This is a genomic window from Myxococcus xanthus, from assembly GCF_006402735.1.
Lineage (GTDB): Bacteria > Myxococcota > Myxococcia > Myxococcales > Myxococcaceae > Myxococcus > Myxococcus xanthus_A.
Genome location: NZ_CP017174.1, coordinates 2,340,388 through 2,355,958, shown reverse-complemented (window position 1 = coordinate 2,355,958; position 15,571 = coordinate 2,340,388). Strand labels below are relative to the sequence as shown.

Sequence of the window (15,571 nt, the reverse complement as noted above, 5' to 3'; positions counted from 1 at the left end):
CTCTGGATCCTTCAGGGCGAAGACCCCACCGCGCGCACCCGGTCCGAGAAATGGACCCGGCACCCCGGGAGGGCCCTCGGGGTGTTTGAGCGGTCACCAGGGCCTGGGACAGGCGCCAGTTGAGGCAACCGCCAGCATGTACTGCGGAGGGCGCTTGCGGAGCGCCGGAGGGATGTCTCGGAACTTTTGATCCCTGGTCGCAGGGGCCGACCGCGGTCAGCCCATCCGAACGGAAACCAAAACCTCCGCAGCCACCACTCCCTTGCCCGCCTCCACCCACCGCGCTTCGACTGCTTCACGTCACTGCCTTACTGCCTATGTCCTAAACGCGCGGGGCGCTGGTTTCCGCCAGCGCCCCGGGTCCTGCTCAACTGCCTACTTGCGGATGCCGAGGCCGTCGATGAGCTTCTTGTACCGCGCGACGTCCTTGGACTTCAGGTAGTCCAGCAGGCGGCGGCGCTGACCGACCAGCTTCAGCAGACCGCGGCGGGAGTGGTGGTCCTTCTTGTGCGTCTTGAAGTGCTCGGTGAGCATGGTGATGCGCTCGGACAGCAGCGCCACCTGGACCTCGGGGGAACCCGTGTCCGACTCGTGGGTCCGGAACTTCGACACCAGCTCCGACTTACGCTCCTGGTGCAGCGACATGAGACTCTTCCTTGCCCGCTCCGGTGGAGGTTGCTGCTCGCGTCACCACGGTCCGCGGAGGGGTACAGACCGGGTGCATCCGTCTAACGAGCGGGGGGCTTATAAGCTTCACCCCCCGTGGGGTCAACCTTCGACGCCTGCCCGCCAGCCCCGGAAAGTCCGGGACAGTGAGAAGACGTACAGCCACAACCCCGCGAAAAATCCCGGCGTTACACCAGGACGCGCAGATAGCGCAGGCGGCCACCGGTCACTTCGGCCACCGCCAGCAGCGCGTCGTCCGGGCCCATGACGCGCACCCGTCCCACCTTCCCGGCGGGGACCTCCACCGGGACACCGTGGGAGACGCGCTTGGCGTCAGCGGCGCCCACCCGCACCTCCGGCAGCTCCACCAGCGCATGCGACATGGTCATCAGCCGGCTGGCCAGCGCGCCCTCCTTCAGCAGCTCCGGCACGTCCGCCAGCGGCAGCGCCTGCGCCAGGGAGAAGGGGCCACTGGCGGTGCGCCGCAGCGCCTCCAGGTGGGCACCACAGCCCAGCGCCCGGCCCACGTCCTGGGCCAGGGTGCGCACGAAGAAGCCCTTGGAGCAGCGCACCGACAGCTGCAGGCGCTCGGCGGAGAAGTCCCGCAGCACCAGCTCGTACACCGTCACCTGGCGGGCGGCGCGCTCCACTTCCTCGCCCGCACGAGCCAGTTCGTAGAGCCGCTTCCCGCCCACCTTGACGGCCGAATACATGGGTGGGACCTGGTCGAAGGTGCCCCGGAAGCGCGCCAACGCGGCTTCAATCAGCGCGGGCGTCAGGGCCGGTACGGGCGCCTGCGCCGTCACCTGCCCTTCCGCGTCCAGGGTGTCCGTCTCCGAGCCCAGACGCACCGTGGCGTCGTAGGCCTTGTCGCCCTCGGTGATGAAGCCCGCGACCTTGGTGGCTTCCCCCAGACAGAGCGGCAGCACTCCAGTGGCCAGCGGGTCCAGCGTCCCCGTGTGGCCCACCTTCTTCAGGCGAAGCAGCGAACGCACCTGACGGACCACGTCGAACGACGTGGGGCCGGTGGGCTTGTCAATGACGAGGACGCCGTCCATGGCACGCCAATCGTGGAGGCCCGGAGCTGGACCTACCAGCCTTCCTTGTTGCGGACTTCGCGCAGCAGCCGGTCAATCTTGTCACCTTCGCCAACCGATTCGTCGAAGGAGAAGAAGATTTCCGGCGACACGCGCAGGTTGACGGCGGACGTCACCTCGCGGCGCACGAAGCCCTTGGCGGCTTCCAGGCCCTTCTGCGTGTCCGCCCGCTCCTGCTCGCTGCCCATCATCGAATAGAAGACACGGGCCACGCGAAGGTCCGGGGAGACCTTCACGCCAGTAATCGTGATGTAGCCGATGCGCGGATCCCTCAGCATGCCCCGGGTGAGCAAGTCACCGATGGCCGCCTGGATTTCCTGCCCCACGCGCTCCGGTCGGGAATGCGTCGTCATTTCTTCTCCCAGTCTCGCGGGTTGCGCAGGGAACGGGCCCGAGCCCGTGCCTCGTCGAACGTCATCCGTCCACCGCTCGACGGAGACGGGCGGCCCGTGCCGCCATCCATGCCACCTTCATGGCGGCTTTCCCACTCTCCCAACCCCTCCGCCTCCGCGAGCGAGCCGCGCTCGCCGCGCAGGAAGCGGGCAATGGCGGCCTCCGAATGCGCCGCCGCCTGCTCCGGGGAAAGGTCCAACTCCTCCGCGTCCTCGTCCACAGCCCGCGCCGAGAAGGAACCTCGCGAGGCCGCCTGGCCGCTCGCGAAGAGCTGGTCCCCGAAGCCGAGGATTTCCGTCTCCCGCGACAACAGCGGGGCGACGTACATCTCCTCGACGGAGTGGATGATTTTCTCCAGCTGCTCGTCCACGTGGCGTCGCTCGTTGCCCACCACCGCGAGCGCCAGTGACGCCTTCTGCCAGAGATCCTGGTCCTCGACCTCGGCCACCGCCACGTTGAAGCGGGCCTTGAGTCGTTCCGTCACCCGGCGGAGCACCTGTCGCTTGGACTTCAGCGAGCCACTGTCCGGAATCTGCAGGGTGAGGCGTGCGACACCTACGAACATGAATGTCCCCCTTGCCACGGGTGGCCACGCCCGAAGGCGGTGGCAACCCGGGCATCAGCACCCTGGGAAGATGGGGTCTTCCCAGGGTTTCAGGGAGGCGCCGGGGCTCTCCTGCAACTAGGTGAGGCTCTGCCGAGTCTCTTCGATCTCGTACGCCTCGATGATGTCACCGGGCTTGAGGTCGTTGAAGCTCTCGATGCCGATACCGCACTCGAAGCCCTGAGCGACTTCCTTGACGTCGTCCTTGAAGCGCCGCAGCGACGCCATCTTCCCGGAGAACAGCTGCTTGTTCTCGCGCATGAGGCGGACGAAGGCGCCGCGCTTCATGACGCCATCCAGCACCGCCGCACCGGCGATGGTGCCCAGACGCGGCACGTTGAAGGTGTTGCGCACCTCCGCACGACCCAGCTTCCGCTCGGTGCGGATGGGCTCCAGCAGGCCTTCCATCTCCGTACGAACCCCGTCGATGAGCTCGTAGATGATGGAGTAGCTCTTGAGCACCACTTCCTGGGCCTTGGCCGCGGCCTCCGCTCCGGACTCCGGGTTGACGTTGAAGCCCAGCACGACGCCCTTGGAGGCCGCCGCCCGCATCACGTCGCCCTCGGTGATGGCGCCCACACCGGAGTGGACCACCTCCACCTTGACCTTGTGGGTGGAGAGCTTCTGGACGGCCTGCCTGACGGCCTCGGCCGAGCCCTGCACGTCCGCCTTGATGACGACGCGCAGCTCCTTGGGACCACCGCCCGCCTTCGTCTTGGCGAACAGCTGCTCCAGGGACTCGCGGCTGACCTTGGACAGCTCGGTCTGCCGCTCCTTCATGTTGCGGTGCTCGGCGATCTGCTTGGCCGCCTTCTCGTCCGCCACCACGTTGATGGCGTCACCCGCGCCCGGCACGCCGGACAGACCGACGACCTCGGCGCAGTAGCCCGGCTTCACTTCCTTCACCTGCTCGCCGCGGCTGTTCGTCATCGCGCGGACGCGGCCGTAGTGCGAGCCGGTGACGACGGCGTCACCCAGCTTCAGCGTGCCTTCCTGCACCAGCACCGTGGCGACGGGGCCACGGCCGCGGTCCAGCTTGGCCTCGATGATGGCGCCCACCGACGGACGGCTCGGGTTGGAGGTCAGCTCGAGCACCTCGGCCTGGAGGGCCAGGTTCTCCAGCAGGAGCTCCAGGTTCTCCTTCGTCTTCGCGGAGACGGGCACCATGATGGTGTCCCCGCCCCACTCTTCCGGCACGAGCTCGTGGGTGGCCAGGTCCTTCTTCACGCGGTCCAGGTTCGCGGCCGGCAGGTCCATCTTGTTGATGGCGACGACGATGGGCACCTCCGCCGCCTTCGCGTGCTTGATGGCCTCCACCGTCTGGGGCATCACGCCGTCGTCCGAGGCCACCACCAGCACCACGATGTCCGTCACGTCGGCGCCACGGGCACGCATGGACGTGAAGGCCTCGTGGCCCGGCGTGTCCAGGAACGTCACGTCACCGCGCGCGGTGCTGATGCTGTAAGCGCCGATGTGCTGGGTGATGCCACCGGCCTCACCCTGGGCAACGCTGGCCTTCCGGATGGCGTCCAGGAGGCTCGTCTTGCCGTGGTCGACGTGGCCCATGATGGCGACGACCGGCGGACGGGGACGCTCGTCCTCGGGACGGGCCTCCACCTCGGGCAGGTAGTCCTCCACCTCGAAGCCCACGCGGTCGATCTTCCAGCCGTAGTCGCCGGCGATCATCTCCGCCGTGTCCGCGTCCACCAGCTGGTTCGCGGTGGCCATCTTCCCCAGGCCCATCAGCTTCTTGATGAGCTCGGCGCTGCGCACACCCATGCGCTGGCCCAGGTCGGACACGGAGATGCCCTCCTGCAGCTTGATGACCTTCTTCTCCTCGGCCATCTGGGTGATCTGCGTCTTGGCGCCCTTCTTCGTGGGCTTGCGCTTCTTGCCACGGATGGGGATGGTGACGCGGCCCCAGACCATGTCCGTCAGTTCCTGCTTGGACACGCTCTGCGTATCACCGCTGGTGCGCTTGCGCTGGCCACGCTCCTTGTTCTTGGAGACGTCCACCAGCTCGCGGCCACGGCCCAGGTGGTCCGGGACCACCTTGTACTCACGCCGCTCGGGGATGCCCGTGCGGCCCGGCGCCATGGGGTACTGCTTGGCCTGACCGGCCGTGGGCGTCACGCGGCGCACCTGGATGAGCGGGCGCGAGATGACGACGGCCTGGGTCGCCGTGGGACGGGCTGTGCCCGTGGGCGACACCTGGGCGTGCGGAACGCCGCCGACCATGATCGTGGGGCCCTGCGGCGTCGGAGAGGCCGAGGCCGAGGCCTGCACCCCCGTGCCGGGCGCCGAGGTCGGACGCACCGGTCCCTGACCGGGACGCCCGGCGCCTTGATAGGAGCCCGGTCCCTGGTAGGACGGACGACCACCCGGACCACCGGGACGACCACCCGGGCCGCCCGGACCACCGGGACGACCACCCGGGCCGCCCGGACCACCGGGACGGCCGCCCGGACCACCGGGACGACCGCCCGGACCACCCGGGCCACCCGGACGACCACCACCGGGCCCACCACGCTGCTGGTAGCCAGGCGCGGGGCCCCGGGAGACGACGGTCGCGGACGAAGGAGTGCTCGAAGACGTCCGGACTGCCGGCGGTACCGGTGAGCGTGGGGGGGGTTGGGGCAAGGTGGTGCTCTCCTGAACAGAGGGACGAGGCTGCGCGGCGGCGGGAGCCTGCACGGCAGCGCGGGGAGCCTCCACCGGGGCCTGAGGGGCCTCGGCGGCGGGCGGGGGTGAAGCCACCTCGGCGGCGGCAGGGGCCTTGGGGGCCTCGGCAACCTGCGCGGGGGGCGTAGACGTGACAGCAGTGGGAGCCGACGGCTCCGCCGCGGCGGCGACCGGGGCCTCGACACGCTGGGGCTCCGGTGCGCTCGGCGCCTCGACGGGCGCACGGGGCGCTTCGACGGGCGGAGCCGTATGCACCGGCTCCTCGGCGGCGAACGTAGCGGGCTCGGGCGCCGACGGCGGCTCATAGGCGGGTTCGGCGGCCTGTGAAGCCTCGGCCCCGCTGTCCGCGGTCGCACCGGCGGGCGGACCCACCTTGCGGCGCACGACGAAGCCCTTCGCCGTCACGGGCGGCGTGGCCTGCTTCGGCTTGCGCTTGTCCAGAATCTTCTGGACGGCAGCGGTCGCCTGGTCGTCATCGAGAGACGACGAGTGGCTCTTGACGTCGTAACCGAGGCTCGACAGCTCGGTGACGACCTCCTTGTTGTCGAGCTCAATCCCGTGGCTCTTGAGTTCCTTGGCGATTTCGTGGACGCGCTTCTTCGACATATTGCCCTTGATGGCCTTCTGCTCCGCCGACTCCGGGGCGCAGCACCCTAGTCCAAACCCGAAAATGTGTGCGAGTGGTGACTAACACCCACTCCCCCCCGCACCCCTCCGCTCACCGTCCCCCTGCTCCCATGCCTGTCCGAGCTGCGACGGGTCAACCTGGCCCGCCTTTCCGCGAAAGGCCCTACCAAACGCCTTCCGCTTCAGCGCTGCCGTCAGACAACCGGCACCGCACAGGTAGGCGCCCCGTCCTGGCAGCCGCCTCTTCCTGTCGACCTCGATGGCGCCTCCGGGCACTATCACGAACCGGGTAAGTTCCGCCTGTAGTCGCCGCGACCCGCATCCGACGCACGTCCGGACCGGACCTGACCCCGCGTTCTGAACTTCCGGCCTGGGCCGGCCAGCCGGGCGCCGCACGTCCCCTCCCTTGCTCGCTTAGCTTACGGCGACTTGGTGGCTTCCGCGCCACCCTCAAGTGTCGCCGTCATGGCGCCGCGCTCGGCATTCAGCTCCGCGCGCAGCTTGGCTTCCTCCACCAGATAGTTTTCCGCCGCGCTCTTCAGCTGGCGGGCCTTCTTGATACCTACACCCGGAACATCGCCCAACTTCGCCAAGTCCTTCTCGTTGGCGATGTCCTCCACCGAGCGGTACCCGGCGAGGATGAGCTGCTCGATGGTCTTCTCACCGACGCCACGCACGCGCGCCATGCGCTCGGGCTGGCTGAGCTCGTCCGGATGCCGCCGAGCCTCCGCGATGCGGGCCTGCTCCCTTTCATAATCCATGCGCGACAGTTCCGCCTGATCCTCGACCATCCGGGTCCGGGCGGCTTCCTGCATGGAGGGGATGCGGGCCGGGTCGATGCCGGGCAGCTGCGCCAGCAGCTCCGCGTTGGCCTCGGCGATGTCCCGGGCCTGACGGAAGCCGTGCGCGTAGAGCGTCTCCACCAGCATCTCGTTGATGCCAGGCAGCGAGCCCAGCGAGCGGTTGGCGAACTCGCGCAGCTCCCGCACCCGGCTCTCGCTGTTGATGTCGAGCTTCCAGCCCGTCAGCTGGGCGGCCAGGCGCACGTTCTGACCGCGGCGGCCAATGGCCAGGCTGAGCTGGTCGTCCGGGACGATGAGCTCCATGGCGTGGTTGGCCTCGTCGATGATGACGCGGCTGACCTCCGCCGGGGCCAGCGCCGAGCATACGAAGCGGGCCGGATCCTCGTCGAACGGGACGATGTCGATCTTCTCACCGCGCAGCTCCTGCACCACCGCCTGCACACGGCTGCCCTTCATACCGACGCAGGCGCCCACGGGGTCCACGTCGGAGTCCCGGCTGGACACGGCAATCTTCGCCCGGCCGCCCGGCTCACGCGCCGCCGCCTCGATGACGACGATGCCTTCGGCGATTTCCGGCACCTCCATCTCGAACAGCTTGGTGAGCAGGTTGACGGACGCGCGGCTGAGGACAATCTGGGGGCCCTTGGACTCACGGAGCACGTCCAGCACGTAGGCCTGGACGCGGTCGCCGGGGCGGTACGTCTCACGCGGGACCTGCTCGCGCACCGGCAGCACGGCCTCGGCGCGGCCCAGGTCCACGATGATGTTGCCGCGCTCGAACCGGCGGGCGATGCCGGTGACGATTTCGTTCTTCCGGTCGCGGTATTCGTTGAAGACGTTCTCCCGCTCCGCGTCACGCGTGCGCTGCAGGATGACCTGCTTGGCCGTCTGCGCGGCGATGCGGCCGAAGCCGCGGCGGAAGGTCTTCAGGCGGAGGATGTCACCGTACTGGTCGTCCTGGGCCTTGGCCTCGGCGGCGTCCTCGTCCCGGTAGAAGATCTGGAACACGAGCTCGTCGCCCGGCTCCACTTCCATGCCCTTCTTGTGGGCCTCGACCAGGGAGATCTGATTCACCGCCTGGACCGGGTCGACAATCTCCTCGACCACGGTGATGGCCTGGAACAGCTCCACGACGCCCTTGTCCGGGTCGTACTTCGCCTCGAGCTCGCGGTCCTGGCCAAAGTGCTTCTTGGCCGCGGTCTTCATCGCGTCTTCGAGCGTGGCAATCAGCACAGCCCGGTCGATGCCCTTGTCCTTGGCGACCTGGTCCAGGACGAGGTTGAGGTTGACACTCGGGTTGGCTTGCTGCGTGGGCATGGTCTTCTCCTAAAAGGGTCCACGGGCGCCCTCGCGCGGAGGGGCACCCTGTATGTCGACGTCTAGAACTGGAACTCCAGGTTCGCCTTGGCGATGTCCTTGAAGAGGATGTGGAAGGTTCCGGCCCCTTCCACCTCCACCGAGATTCCGTCGCCTGCCACCTCGGTCAGCGTGCCGGTGAAGTTCTTGCGCGGGGGCTCCCCCACCGGGCCGAACGTCTTCACCTTCACCTTCTGTCCCTTCACCCGCTCGAAGTGCGTCGGCTTCCTCAGCGGACGGTCCACTCCGGGGCTGGAAACCTCCAGGCTGTACTCGTGGGGGATGAAGTCCTCCACGTCGAGCGACGGATCCACCGCGCGCGACACCTGGGTGCACTCGTCCAGCCCTACGCGGCCACCCGGCTTGTCGATGAACAACCGGAGCACCCAGCCCTCGCGCTCCCGGAGGAACTCCAGGTCCACGAGCTCCAGGCCTTCACCCGCGACAATGGGTTCGAGCAGGGCCAAGGCCCGCTCCTCCACCGTCTGCTTGAGGTTCTTCTCCGACATAAGCGGGAAACCAGTCTCCAAAAACACGAAAAGCGGGCACGCGGCCCACTTTTCGAAGTGCTTCATCGAAAAATGTCGGGGGCGTCCGTAGCACACGCCCCGTCGGGGTGTAAAGGAAGGACGCACCCTCCTGCTCCGGGTGAAACGCGCCCGGCAGAGCGAGGAATTCCCAGGGGTTCCGAGGCCCGACGGGGGTTATAACGCGCCCATGCACCTCATCGCCGCCGCGCAGATGGTGTCCACCGCCGACAAGGCCCTCAACCTGGAGGCCGCGACCCGGCTCGTCCGGCGCGCCGCCGGGCTGGGAGCCCGGCTGGTGGGCCTCCCCGAGAACTTCTCCTGGATGGGGCCGGAGCCCGAGCGGCAGGACGCCGCCGAGGGGCTCGACGGTCCGTCGCTGTCCCGGATGGCCAGCCTGGCCCGGGAGCTGAAGGTGACGCTCCTCGCCGGCAGCGTGCTGGAGACGGGCGCGCCGGGTGGGCGCCTCTACAACACCAGCGTCCTCTTCGGCCCTGGCGGCGAGCGGCTGGCCGTGTACCGGAAAATCCACCTCTTCGACGTCGAGGTGGGGGATGGTGCGACCTATCAGGAGTCCGCGGCGGTGGCGCCGGGAACGGAGGTCGTCTCCGCGGAGACGGAGGTCGGCCGGCTGGGGCTGTCCGTCTGCTACGACCTGCGCTTCCCTGAACTGTACCGGCGGCTGTCCCGCGAAGGCGCCACGCTGCTGGCGGTTCCGGCGGCCTTTACCCTCATGACGGGCAAGGACCACTGGGAAGTGCTCCTGCGGGCCCGCGCCATCGAGAACCAGTCGTACGTACTGGCGCCCGCTCAGGGGGGACGGCACTCAGCCAACCGCGTCACCTATGGACACGCCCTGGTGGTGGACCCATGGGGCCTGGTGACAGCGCGGGCCTCCGAGGGTGAAGGGCTGGCGCTGGCGCCAGTGGACCCGGAGCTGCAAGCACGCATCCGCCGCAACCTCCCCTGCCTGGAGCACCGCCGTTTGGACTAGCGTGCGCGTACCCAGGCCCGCCCCCCTCTCGGGTTCACCTTCGATAGACTTCGGGTCCCCGGAACTCCTCTCGTGAATGGACGACGCTGGTCACCCATGCTGCTTGCGCTCGCGCTTTCGGCCCTCCCCGCCGGCTGCACCGCCGATGAGCGTCCGTCCGCGCCCGACGCGGCAACGCTGCCCACGGTGGCCACGCACCGCGCGCACCTGCGAGCCATGAAGGGCGGCGTCCAAATCAAGCGCGCCACGGCCGACGAGTGGAGCCCCGCCCGGGAAGGCCAGCCGCTCTACGAAAACGACAAGGTCCGCACCGAGGCGGGCGCTGGCACCGACATCGTCTTCGCCGCCAACGGCAGCACGGTGCACCTGGGTGGGGACTCGCTCATCAGCATCGCGGAGACGCGCACCCGTCCTGGCCAGCAGCGCACGGACCTCACCGTGCTGCGGGGCCGCATCGACGCGGAGCTGGAGAAGCCCGCCACCCAGTCCCTGTCCGTCACCACGCCGTCCGCCACCATCCAGGCGGGAAGGGAGATTGTCTTCCAATGAAGGCGGCGCTCCTCCTCATCACATGGCTGGGCACGACGCCCCCGGGCACCGTGGTGGTGGGCCCCAACGAGTCCCTGCGCCAGGTGGCCCAGCGCACCCTGGGTGACGCGCGCGCCGTGGGGGAGCTGCGCGCATTCAACGGACTTTCCTCGGACGACGTGGCGGCGGGGACCCGGCTGAAGGTGCCCGGCCACGAGCGCGTGCTGGCGCAGAAGGCCCTGGAGACGGCGCGCACGCTGGTGGCCAGCTCGAAGGATGCGAGCGTGCCCCCAGAAGTCTCCACCCGGCTGAAGAACGCGGAGATCCATTTCCGCGAGGCGCGCTACACGCAGGCGGCCTCGGAGGCCAATGCCGTGGGGAAGATGGTGGCGGCGGACCGCTCGCCGCAGTCCTCCGCGTTCTCCGTGGAAGTGGGCGACGGCGACAGCACCACCGTCACCGTGAAGCACGGCCCGCCGGTCCGCGTGGAGGCCGAGGGCGTCACCCAGCCCGTCGCCAAGGGCGAGTCCATCCGCGTGGAGAAGGGCCGTCCGCCCCCCGCGCCCCTCCCGCCGCTGGTGGCCCCCAGCCCCGGGCAACCGGAAGATTCCGCGCGCCTGAAGCGGCGCCCGGACCGGGACGGGCACCTGGGCCCGGTGAAGCTGACCTGGGAGGCGGTACGGGGCGCGGAACGTTATGAAGTGGAGGTGTCGCGCGCGCAGGAGCAACGCGCCGTCTTCACCCAGACAGTCACCAGCCTGGAAGCGAAGCTGCCAGTGCTGCCCGCGGGAAGCTACCGGTGGACGGTGCGCGCGGTGGGCCCCGCGGGCCCGTCCGAGCCCAGCGCGCCCAGGCACTTCGAACTGGTGCCCGAGCGCCTCAAACTCGAAGTGAAGAAGGGCCAGTGGCAGTAACCCCTGGAGGAGCCACGCCGTGCGCCTGTTCAAAGCCATCCTCCTGTTGATGCTGGTGGTGGGCGTCGTCCCCACGCTGATGGTGGGGTGGCTCTCCGTCTCCCACACCCGGGAGCTCCTGGTGCGCGACGCCCAGGAACTGGCACAGGAGCGCGTGAAGCAGCTGCGCCTCAAGGCCGAAATCTTCCTGGGCGAGCCCACCGACGCGGTGCTGGGCCTGGCCCGCGTGCCCGGCTTCTTCGGCCTGCCCTTGGAAGCGCAGCAGACGCACCTGGCCTCGGTGCTCAACCAGCGGCGCGATGTGCTGGCGCTCACCGTGTTCGACGCCGACCGCCAGCGGCTGCCGGGACTCCAGGCCTTCTCCAAGCACGACGTGCCGCCCACCGCGCTGGCCGGACATGAGGAGCGCGCGCGGGCGCTGCTCGAGAACATCGAGGGCGTGCGCTACGCGGATGTGGTGAAGGCCCCGCAGGGCAGCGAGCCGGTGCTGACGCTGGCCTTCCCCGTGGGCGAGCCCGTCCGGGGGTACATCGCGGCGGACCTGTCCCTGACCGACCTGCGGAAGATGCTGGAGCAGGAGCGCGTGGGCAGCACCGGCTTCGCCTATCTGGCGGACCGGCACGGGCACCTCGTGGCGGGCGGTGGCGGCGTCGCCGGCCTGGGCGAGGACGTGGCGCAGCGTGGCCCGGTGGCGCACCTGCTGAAGCAGTTGGTGGGTAAGTCGAACATGGAGCTGTTCCACGTCGGCAACTTCGGCGAGGGCCGGGACGCGGTGGTGGCCGCGTACACGGTACTCCCCGAGACGGGTTGGGCCATCGTCTCCGAGCAGCCCGTGGAGCACGCCTACCGCCAGGTGGACACCATGGAGCAGCGCATCCTCCTGGGTCTGGGGGCGGCCATCCTGGTGGCGGTGGTGCTGGCGGCGCTCTTCTCTCGGAACCTCACCCGGCCGCTCAAGGGCTTCATCAGCGGCGCGCTGGAGCTGGCGCACGGCAAGTTCGGCGTCGAGGTGGACATCAAGCAGAAGAACGAGCTGGGCGAGCTGGCTCAGACGTTCAACTACATGAGCAAGCAGCTGCTCGCGTACGACATGGAGAACCGCGGCCTCTACGAGAGCCTGGAGAAGGGCTACCTGGAGACCATCGTCGCGCTGGCGAACTCCATCGATTCGAAGGACGCGTACACCCGCGGCCACAGCCAGCGCGTGGGCGACGTCTCCGTGCAGATTGGCCGGGAGATGACGCTCACCGAGCGCGAGCTGCGGCAGCTGCAGTACGGCGGCATCCTCCACGACATCGGGAAGATTGGCATCGTGGAGTCCATCCTCTGCAAGCAGACGCGGCTGACGGACCAGGAGATGGCCATCATGCGCGAGCACCCCGCCATCGGTGACGCCATCATCGGGCCGGTGAGCTTCCTGGGCGCGGTGCGCGCGTGCGTCCGCCACCACCATGAGCGCTGGGACGGCACCGGCTACCCGGACAAGCTCAAGGGCGAGGACATTCCCCTGCTGGCCCGCATCGTCGCGTGCGCGGACACCTTCGACGCCTGCACCTCCACCCGCCCGTACCAGAAGGCCATGCCGCTGGAGAAGGCGATGGAAATCCTCGACAACCTCAGCGGCGCCCAGCTGGACCCGAAGGTCGTCCAGGCCCTGAAGCAGGTGCTGGCGAAGCAGGGCGTGCGGCTGGAGGGCCACCGGCTGCCCGTGAAGCTCGCCTCCTGACGGCCGAAGGATGGTAGGGAGGGCGCTAGACTGTTGAGACTCTGGAAGGTGGAACGTTGAGCTTCTGGGACCGCATCAAGCCCGCCCCCCAAGCCGTCACCGCGACGGACGCACAGCTGTCCTCGGATGGCGCGCGCCTGGACCTGACGTGGGACGACGGGGCGAAGACGAGCGCCACCGCACAGGTGCTGCGCCAGCAGTGCCCCTGCGCCGCGTGCGTGGATGAATGGACGAACAAGCGGACGCTGGACCCGTCGAAGGTCCCCGCCGACTTGCGCATCAAGCAGGTGCAGCCCGTGGGAAACTACGCGCTGGCCTTCAGCTTTAGCGACGGCCACACCACCGGCATCTACCCCTGGCAGCTGCTGCGCGACATCACCCAGCCCGCCGCCTGAGCGCCCTGTGAACGAACGCTACCGGCTCGTTCGCCCGCTGGCCTCTGGAGGCATGGCGGAGCTCTTCCTCGGCGTCGCGCGCGGCGCGGAGGGATTCGAGAGGCCGGTGGCCATCAAGCGGGTGCTGCCCCACCTGGCTCGCGAGCCGGACATCGCGCGCATGTTCCTGGCCGAGGCTCGGCTGGCCACGCTGCTGCAACACCAGAACATCGCCACCGTCTTCGACGTGGGCCAGGGCCCCGAAGGGCTCTTCCTGGTGATGGAGCTGGTGGACGGGTGGGATTTGGGCGTGCTGCTGCGCTCGGCCGCGCGCCAGGGCGTGCGCTTCCCTCCGCACCTGGCCGCCTTCATCGTCCATCAGGCCCTGGCGGGGCTCGGCCATGCCTACCGGAAAGTGCATGACGGGCGGCCGGTGATGGTGGCCCACCGCGACGTGTCGCCCTCCAATGTGCTGGTGTCTCGTGAGGGCGAGGTGAAGCTGACGGACTTCGGCATCGCGCGAATGGCCGGCGCGGCGCACACCGAGCCCGGCGTCTTCCGAGGGAAGGAGGCGTACACCGCGCCCGAGGTGCTGCAAGGCGCTCCCGCCACCGCCGCGAGCGACCAGTTCTCCCTGGGCATCGTGTTCTACGAGCTGCTCACGGGGCGGCATCCGTTCCACACCGAGAAGGACGCGAGCGCGGTGGCCTACGCCATCCTGACGCGGCCTGTGGAGCCACCGCAGGGCGTTCCCGCGCCACTGGCGGGCGCCGTCATGCGCATGCTGGCGAGGGCGCCTCAGGAGCGCTTCCACTCGCCGGAGTCACTGGCCGAAGGTTTTGCCCGGTGGTTGGCCCAAGTCGGCGAGCCCGCGACGTCGCAGACGCTGGCCGCGTTCCTTCGCGGGCTGGGATTGCCGCCGTCCCTGAGTGAACAGGCAGCGGCTTCCGGGCGCCCCGTGACGCGGGCACAGGTTGACGGGGGGGCGCCGGCGATGGCCGTGCATGCGGCGTCGCCCGCCGAGGCCGCTGCGCCGGAAGAAGAGCCGCTCTCCATGCCAGGCGGCGCGGCGCTCAGCGTCAGTGGGCGGATGGTGCATCGCTGCCCTCGATGCAACCACGTGCTCTCCTCGCCCCAAGCGCGGTGCTCACACTGCGCGATGTGGCCGGATGCCTCGAACGGCGCGGCGGCAACGCCTCGCACGCCCACCGCTCCGGGCGCCTTCTCTCCATCCGCGGGCCTCGAGCTCACCGCGCATCAGACGCTCGCGGAGAGTGTCCCCCAGACACACGTCACGCCGGGCGCGAAGAGCGTGCTCCAGACCGACGCCGATGCACTGGAGCTGGCGGAGCGCCCACCTTCACCCGAGAGCGACTGGCCCGATGAGGCGGCCCTCCTCCGGCGTTCGCGCCTGAAACGGGCACTGGGGCTGCTGCTCCTGGCGCTGCTGGTGGGCACCGGCATCTGGCTGTGGCCCCAGCGCTCCACCCTGCTCATCCGGGTGATGTCAGCGACGGGGCTTCGCCTGTCCGCCCCGATGCTGCGCGTCGACAGCGACCCGCCCGGAGCCACCGTCTGGGTCCGGGACGCGGAGCTGGGGACAACGCCGCTGCTGCTCGAGAACCGCCATCCAGCAGGACGCGTCCCCATCCAGGTCCGGCTCAAAGGCCACCGCACGTGGAAGGGGACGTTCTCCGGCGGCGAGGCCGCCCACATCGAGGCGAAGCTGAAGCGCTGAGCGCGCCTCATTTCACCAGGCGGAGATGACCACGACGCGGCGGAGGTGGCTCGTCCGGGGGTCCGTCCGTGGGCGGAACGTCGGCGGGCGGATCATCGCGCCGCTCGCCCTGCACTTCCCGGAGGAAGGTGCGCGGGCGCTCCGCTGCCACCGGCACGGGTGCCACGGGCAGGGGCTGCGCCGGACGTGACGCAGCCGTCTGCTGGAGCAACTCCGGCGGCATGTCCTCCGGGTACATCCAGAACTCCTTCGTCACGTGGCTGGCGATGGCGAACAACGCCGACCACGGCACCGCGATGGTGAAGCGCGAGCCAGAGAAGCTCAGCGTGGAGCGCACGCCCCACTCGCCCACCGTGAGGTCCGGTGGGTCGAACCGGTACGAGAGATTGAGGCGCAGGTGCGCCTCCGTCTTGACGGAGGCTGGGACGAGCACGCCCGGACGGCGCGCGTCCAGGTGAATCATCACCATGCCCTGGTCGAGCGCGGCCAGCAGCCGCTCCTTCTTGTCGAGAACCTTCTTGTCGTCCATCGGTGTACGGCGA

15 protein-coding genes are annotated in these 15,571 nt (G+C 69.3%); 6 read left to right on the top strand and 9 right to left on the bottom strand.

Annotated features, from left to right (window positions below):
* Window positions 1-375 precede the first annotated feature (375 nt).
* The 8 genes from rpsO to BHS09_RS10010 all read right to left on the bottom strand — a co-directional run bounded on the left by rpsO (window position 376) and on the right by BHS09_RS10010 (window position 8,737).
* Window positions 376-645 (bottom strand): 30S ribosomal protein S15, encoded by a 270-nt coding sequence (gene rpsO, locus BHS09_RS10045; protein WP_011552156.1) that lies wholly within the window; start codon window positions 643-645, stop codon window positions 376-378.
* Between the two features lie 209 nt (window positions 646-854).
* A complete protein-coding gene (truB, locus tag BHS09_RS10040; RefSeq protein WP_140789242.1) occupies window positions 855-1,724 on the bottom strand; it encodes a tRNA pseudouridine(55) synthase TruB in 870 nt (289 codons plus the stop codon).
* Between the two features lie 32 nt (window positions 1,725-1,756).
* Window positions 1,757-2,116 carry a 30S ribosome-binding factor RbfA gene (gene rbfA / locus BHS09_RS10035; protein ID WP_013938669.1) on the bottom strand — a complete coding sequence of 120 codons (360 nt, stop codon included), beginning with the start codon at window positions 2,114-2,116 and terminating at the stop codon, window positions 1,757-1,759.
* Window positions 2,113-2,721 (bottom strand): DUF503 domain-containing protein, encoded by a 609-nt coding sequence (locus BHS09_RS10030; protein WP_140789240.1) that lies wholly within the window; start codon window positions 2,719-2,721, stop codon window positions 2,113-2,115. The genes rbfA and BHS09_RS10030 overlap by 4 nt, the downstream gene beginning before the upstream one ends.
* A 117-nt stretch (window positions 2,722-2,838) precedes the next feature.
* On the bottom strand, window positions 2,839-6,048 hold the full coding sequence (gene infB / locus BHS09_RS10025) for a translation initiation factor IF-2 (RefSeq protein ID WP_140797763.1): 3,210 nt from the start codon (window positions 6,046-6,048) through the stop codon (window positions 2,839-2,841).
* An 81-nt stretch (window positions 6,049-6,129) separates the two neighbouring features.
* Window positions 6,130-6,465 carry a YlxR family protein gene (locus BHS09_RS39885; protein ID WP_140789236.1) on the bottom strand — a complete coding sequence of 112 codons (336 nt, stop codon included), beginning with the start codon at window positions 6,463-6,465 and terminating at the stop codon, window positions 6,130-6,132.
* A 23-nt stretch (window positions 6,466-6,488) separates the two neighbouring features.
* A complete protein-coding gene (nusA, locus tag BHS09_RS10015) occupies window positions 6,489-8,189 on the bottom strand; it encodes a transcription termination factor NusA (protein ID WP_140789234.1) in 1,701 nt (566 codons plus the stop codon).
* 62 nt (window positions 8,190-8,251) lie between these two features.
* Window positions 8,252-8,737 carry a ribosome maturation factor RimP gene (locus BHS09_RS10010; protein ID WP_140789232.1) on the bottom strand — a complete coding sequence of 162 codons (486 nt, stop codon included), beginning with the start codon at window positions 8,735-8,737 and terminating at the stop codon, window positions 8,252-8,254.
* Between the two features lie 208 nt (window positions 8,738-8,945).
* Between BHS09_RS10010 and BHS09_RS10005 the strand changes: the two genes are divergently transcribed.
* The 6 genes from BHS09_RS10005 (at window position 8,946) to BHS09_RS09980 (ending at window position 15,029) form a co-directional block, all read left to right on the top strand.
* Entirely contained in the window at window positions 8,946-9,749 is an 804-nt protein-coding gene (locus BHS09_RS10005; protein ID WP_140789230.1) for a carbon-nitrogen hydrolase family protein, read from the top strand.
* A 96-nt stretch (window positions 9,750-9,845) separates the two neighbouring features.
* Window positions 9,846-10,298, top strand: a complete 453-nt coding sequence (locus tag BHS09_RS10000) for a FecR domain-containing protein (protein WP_174259231.1) — start codon at window positions 9,846-9,848, stop codon at window positions 10,296-10,298.
* Window positions 10,295-11,191 carry a LysM peptidoglycan-binding domain-containing protein gene (locus BHS09_RS09995; RefSeq protein ID WP_140789226.1) on the top strand — a complete coding sequence of 299 codons (897 nt, stop codon included), beginning with the start codon at window positions 10,295-10,297 and terminating at the stop codon, window positions 11,189-11,191. The genes BHS09_RS10000 and BHS09_RS09995 overlap by 4 nt, the downstream gene beginning before the upstream one ends.
* Before the next feature lie 19 nt (window positions 11,192-11,210).
* Window positions 11,211-12,917 (top strand): HD domain-containing phosphohydrolase, encoded by a 1,707-nt coding sequence (locus tag BHS09_RS09990; RefSeq protein WP_140789224.1) that lies wholly within the window; start codon window positions 11,211-11,213, stop codon window positions 12,915-12,917.
* A 56-nt stretch (window positions 12,918-12,973) separates the two neighbouring features.
* Window positions 12,974-13,312 (top strand): DUF971 domain-containing protein, encoded by a 339-nt coding sequence (locus tag BHS09_RS09985; RefSeq protein WP_140789222.1) that lies wholly within the window; start codon window positions 12,974-12,976, stop codon window positions 13,310-13,312.
* Between the two features lie 52 nt (window positions 13,313-13,364).
* Window positions 13,365-15,029: a serine/threonine-protein kinase gene (locus BHS09_RS09980; RefSeq protein WP_237080277.1), complete on the top strand. Its 1,665-nt coding sequence runs from the start codon at window positions 13,365-13,367 to the stop codon at window positions 15,027-15,029.
* Window positions 15,030-15,036: 7 nt separating this feature from the next.
* Here the strand turns inward: BHS09_RS09980 and BHS09_RS09975 are convergent, their stop codons facing one another.
* Window positions 15,037-15,558: a ClpXP protease specificity-enhancing factor SspB gene (locus BHS09_RS09975; protein WP_140789218.1), complete on the bottom strand. Its 522-nt coding sequence runs from the start codon at window positions 15,556-15,558 to the stop codon at window positions 15,037-15,039.
* Window positions 15,559-15,571: the final 13 nt, after the last annotated feature.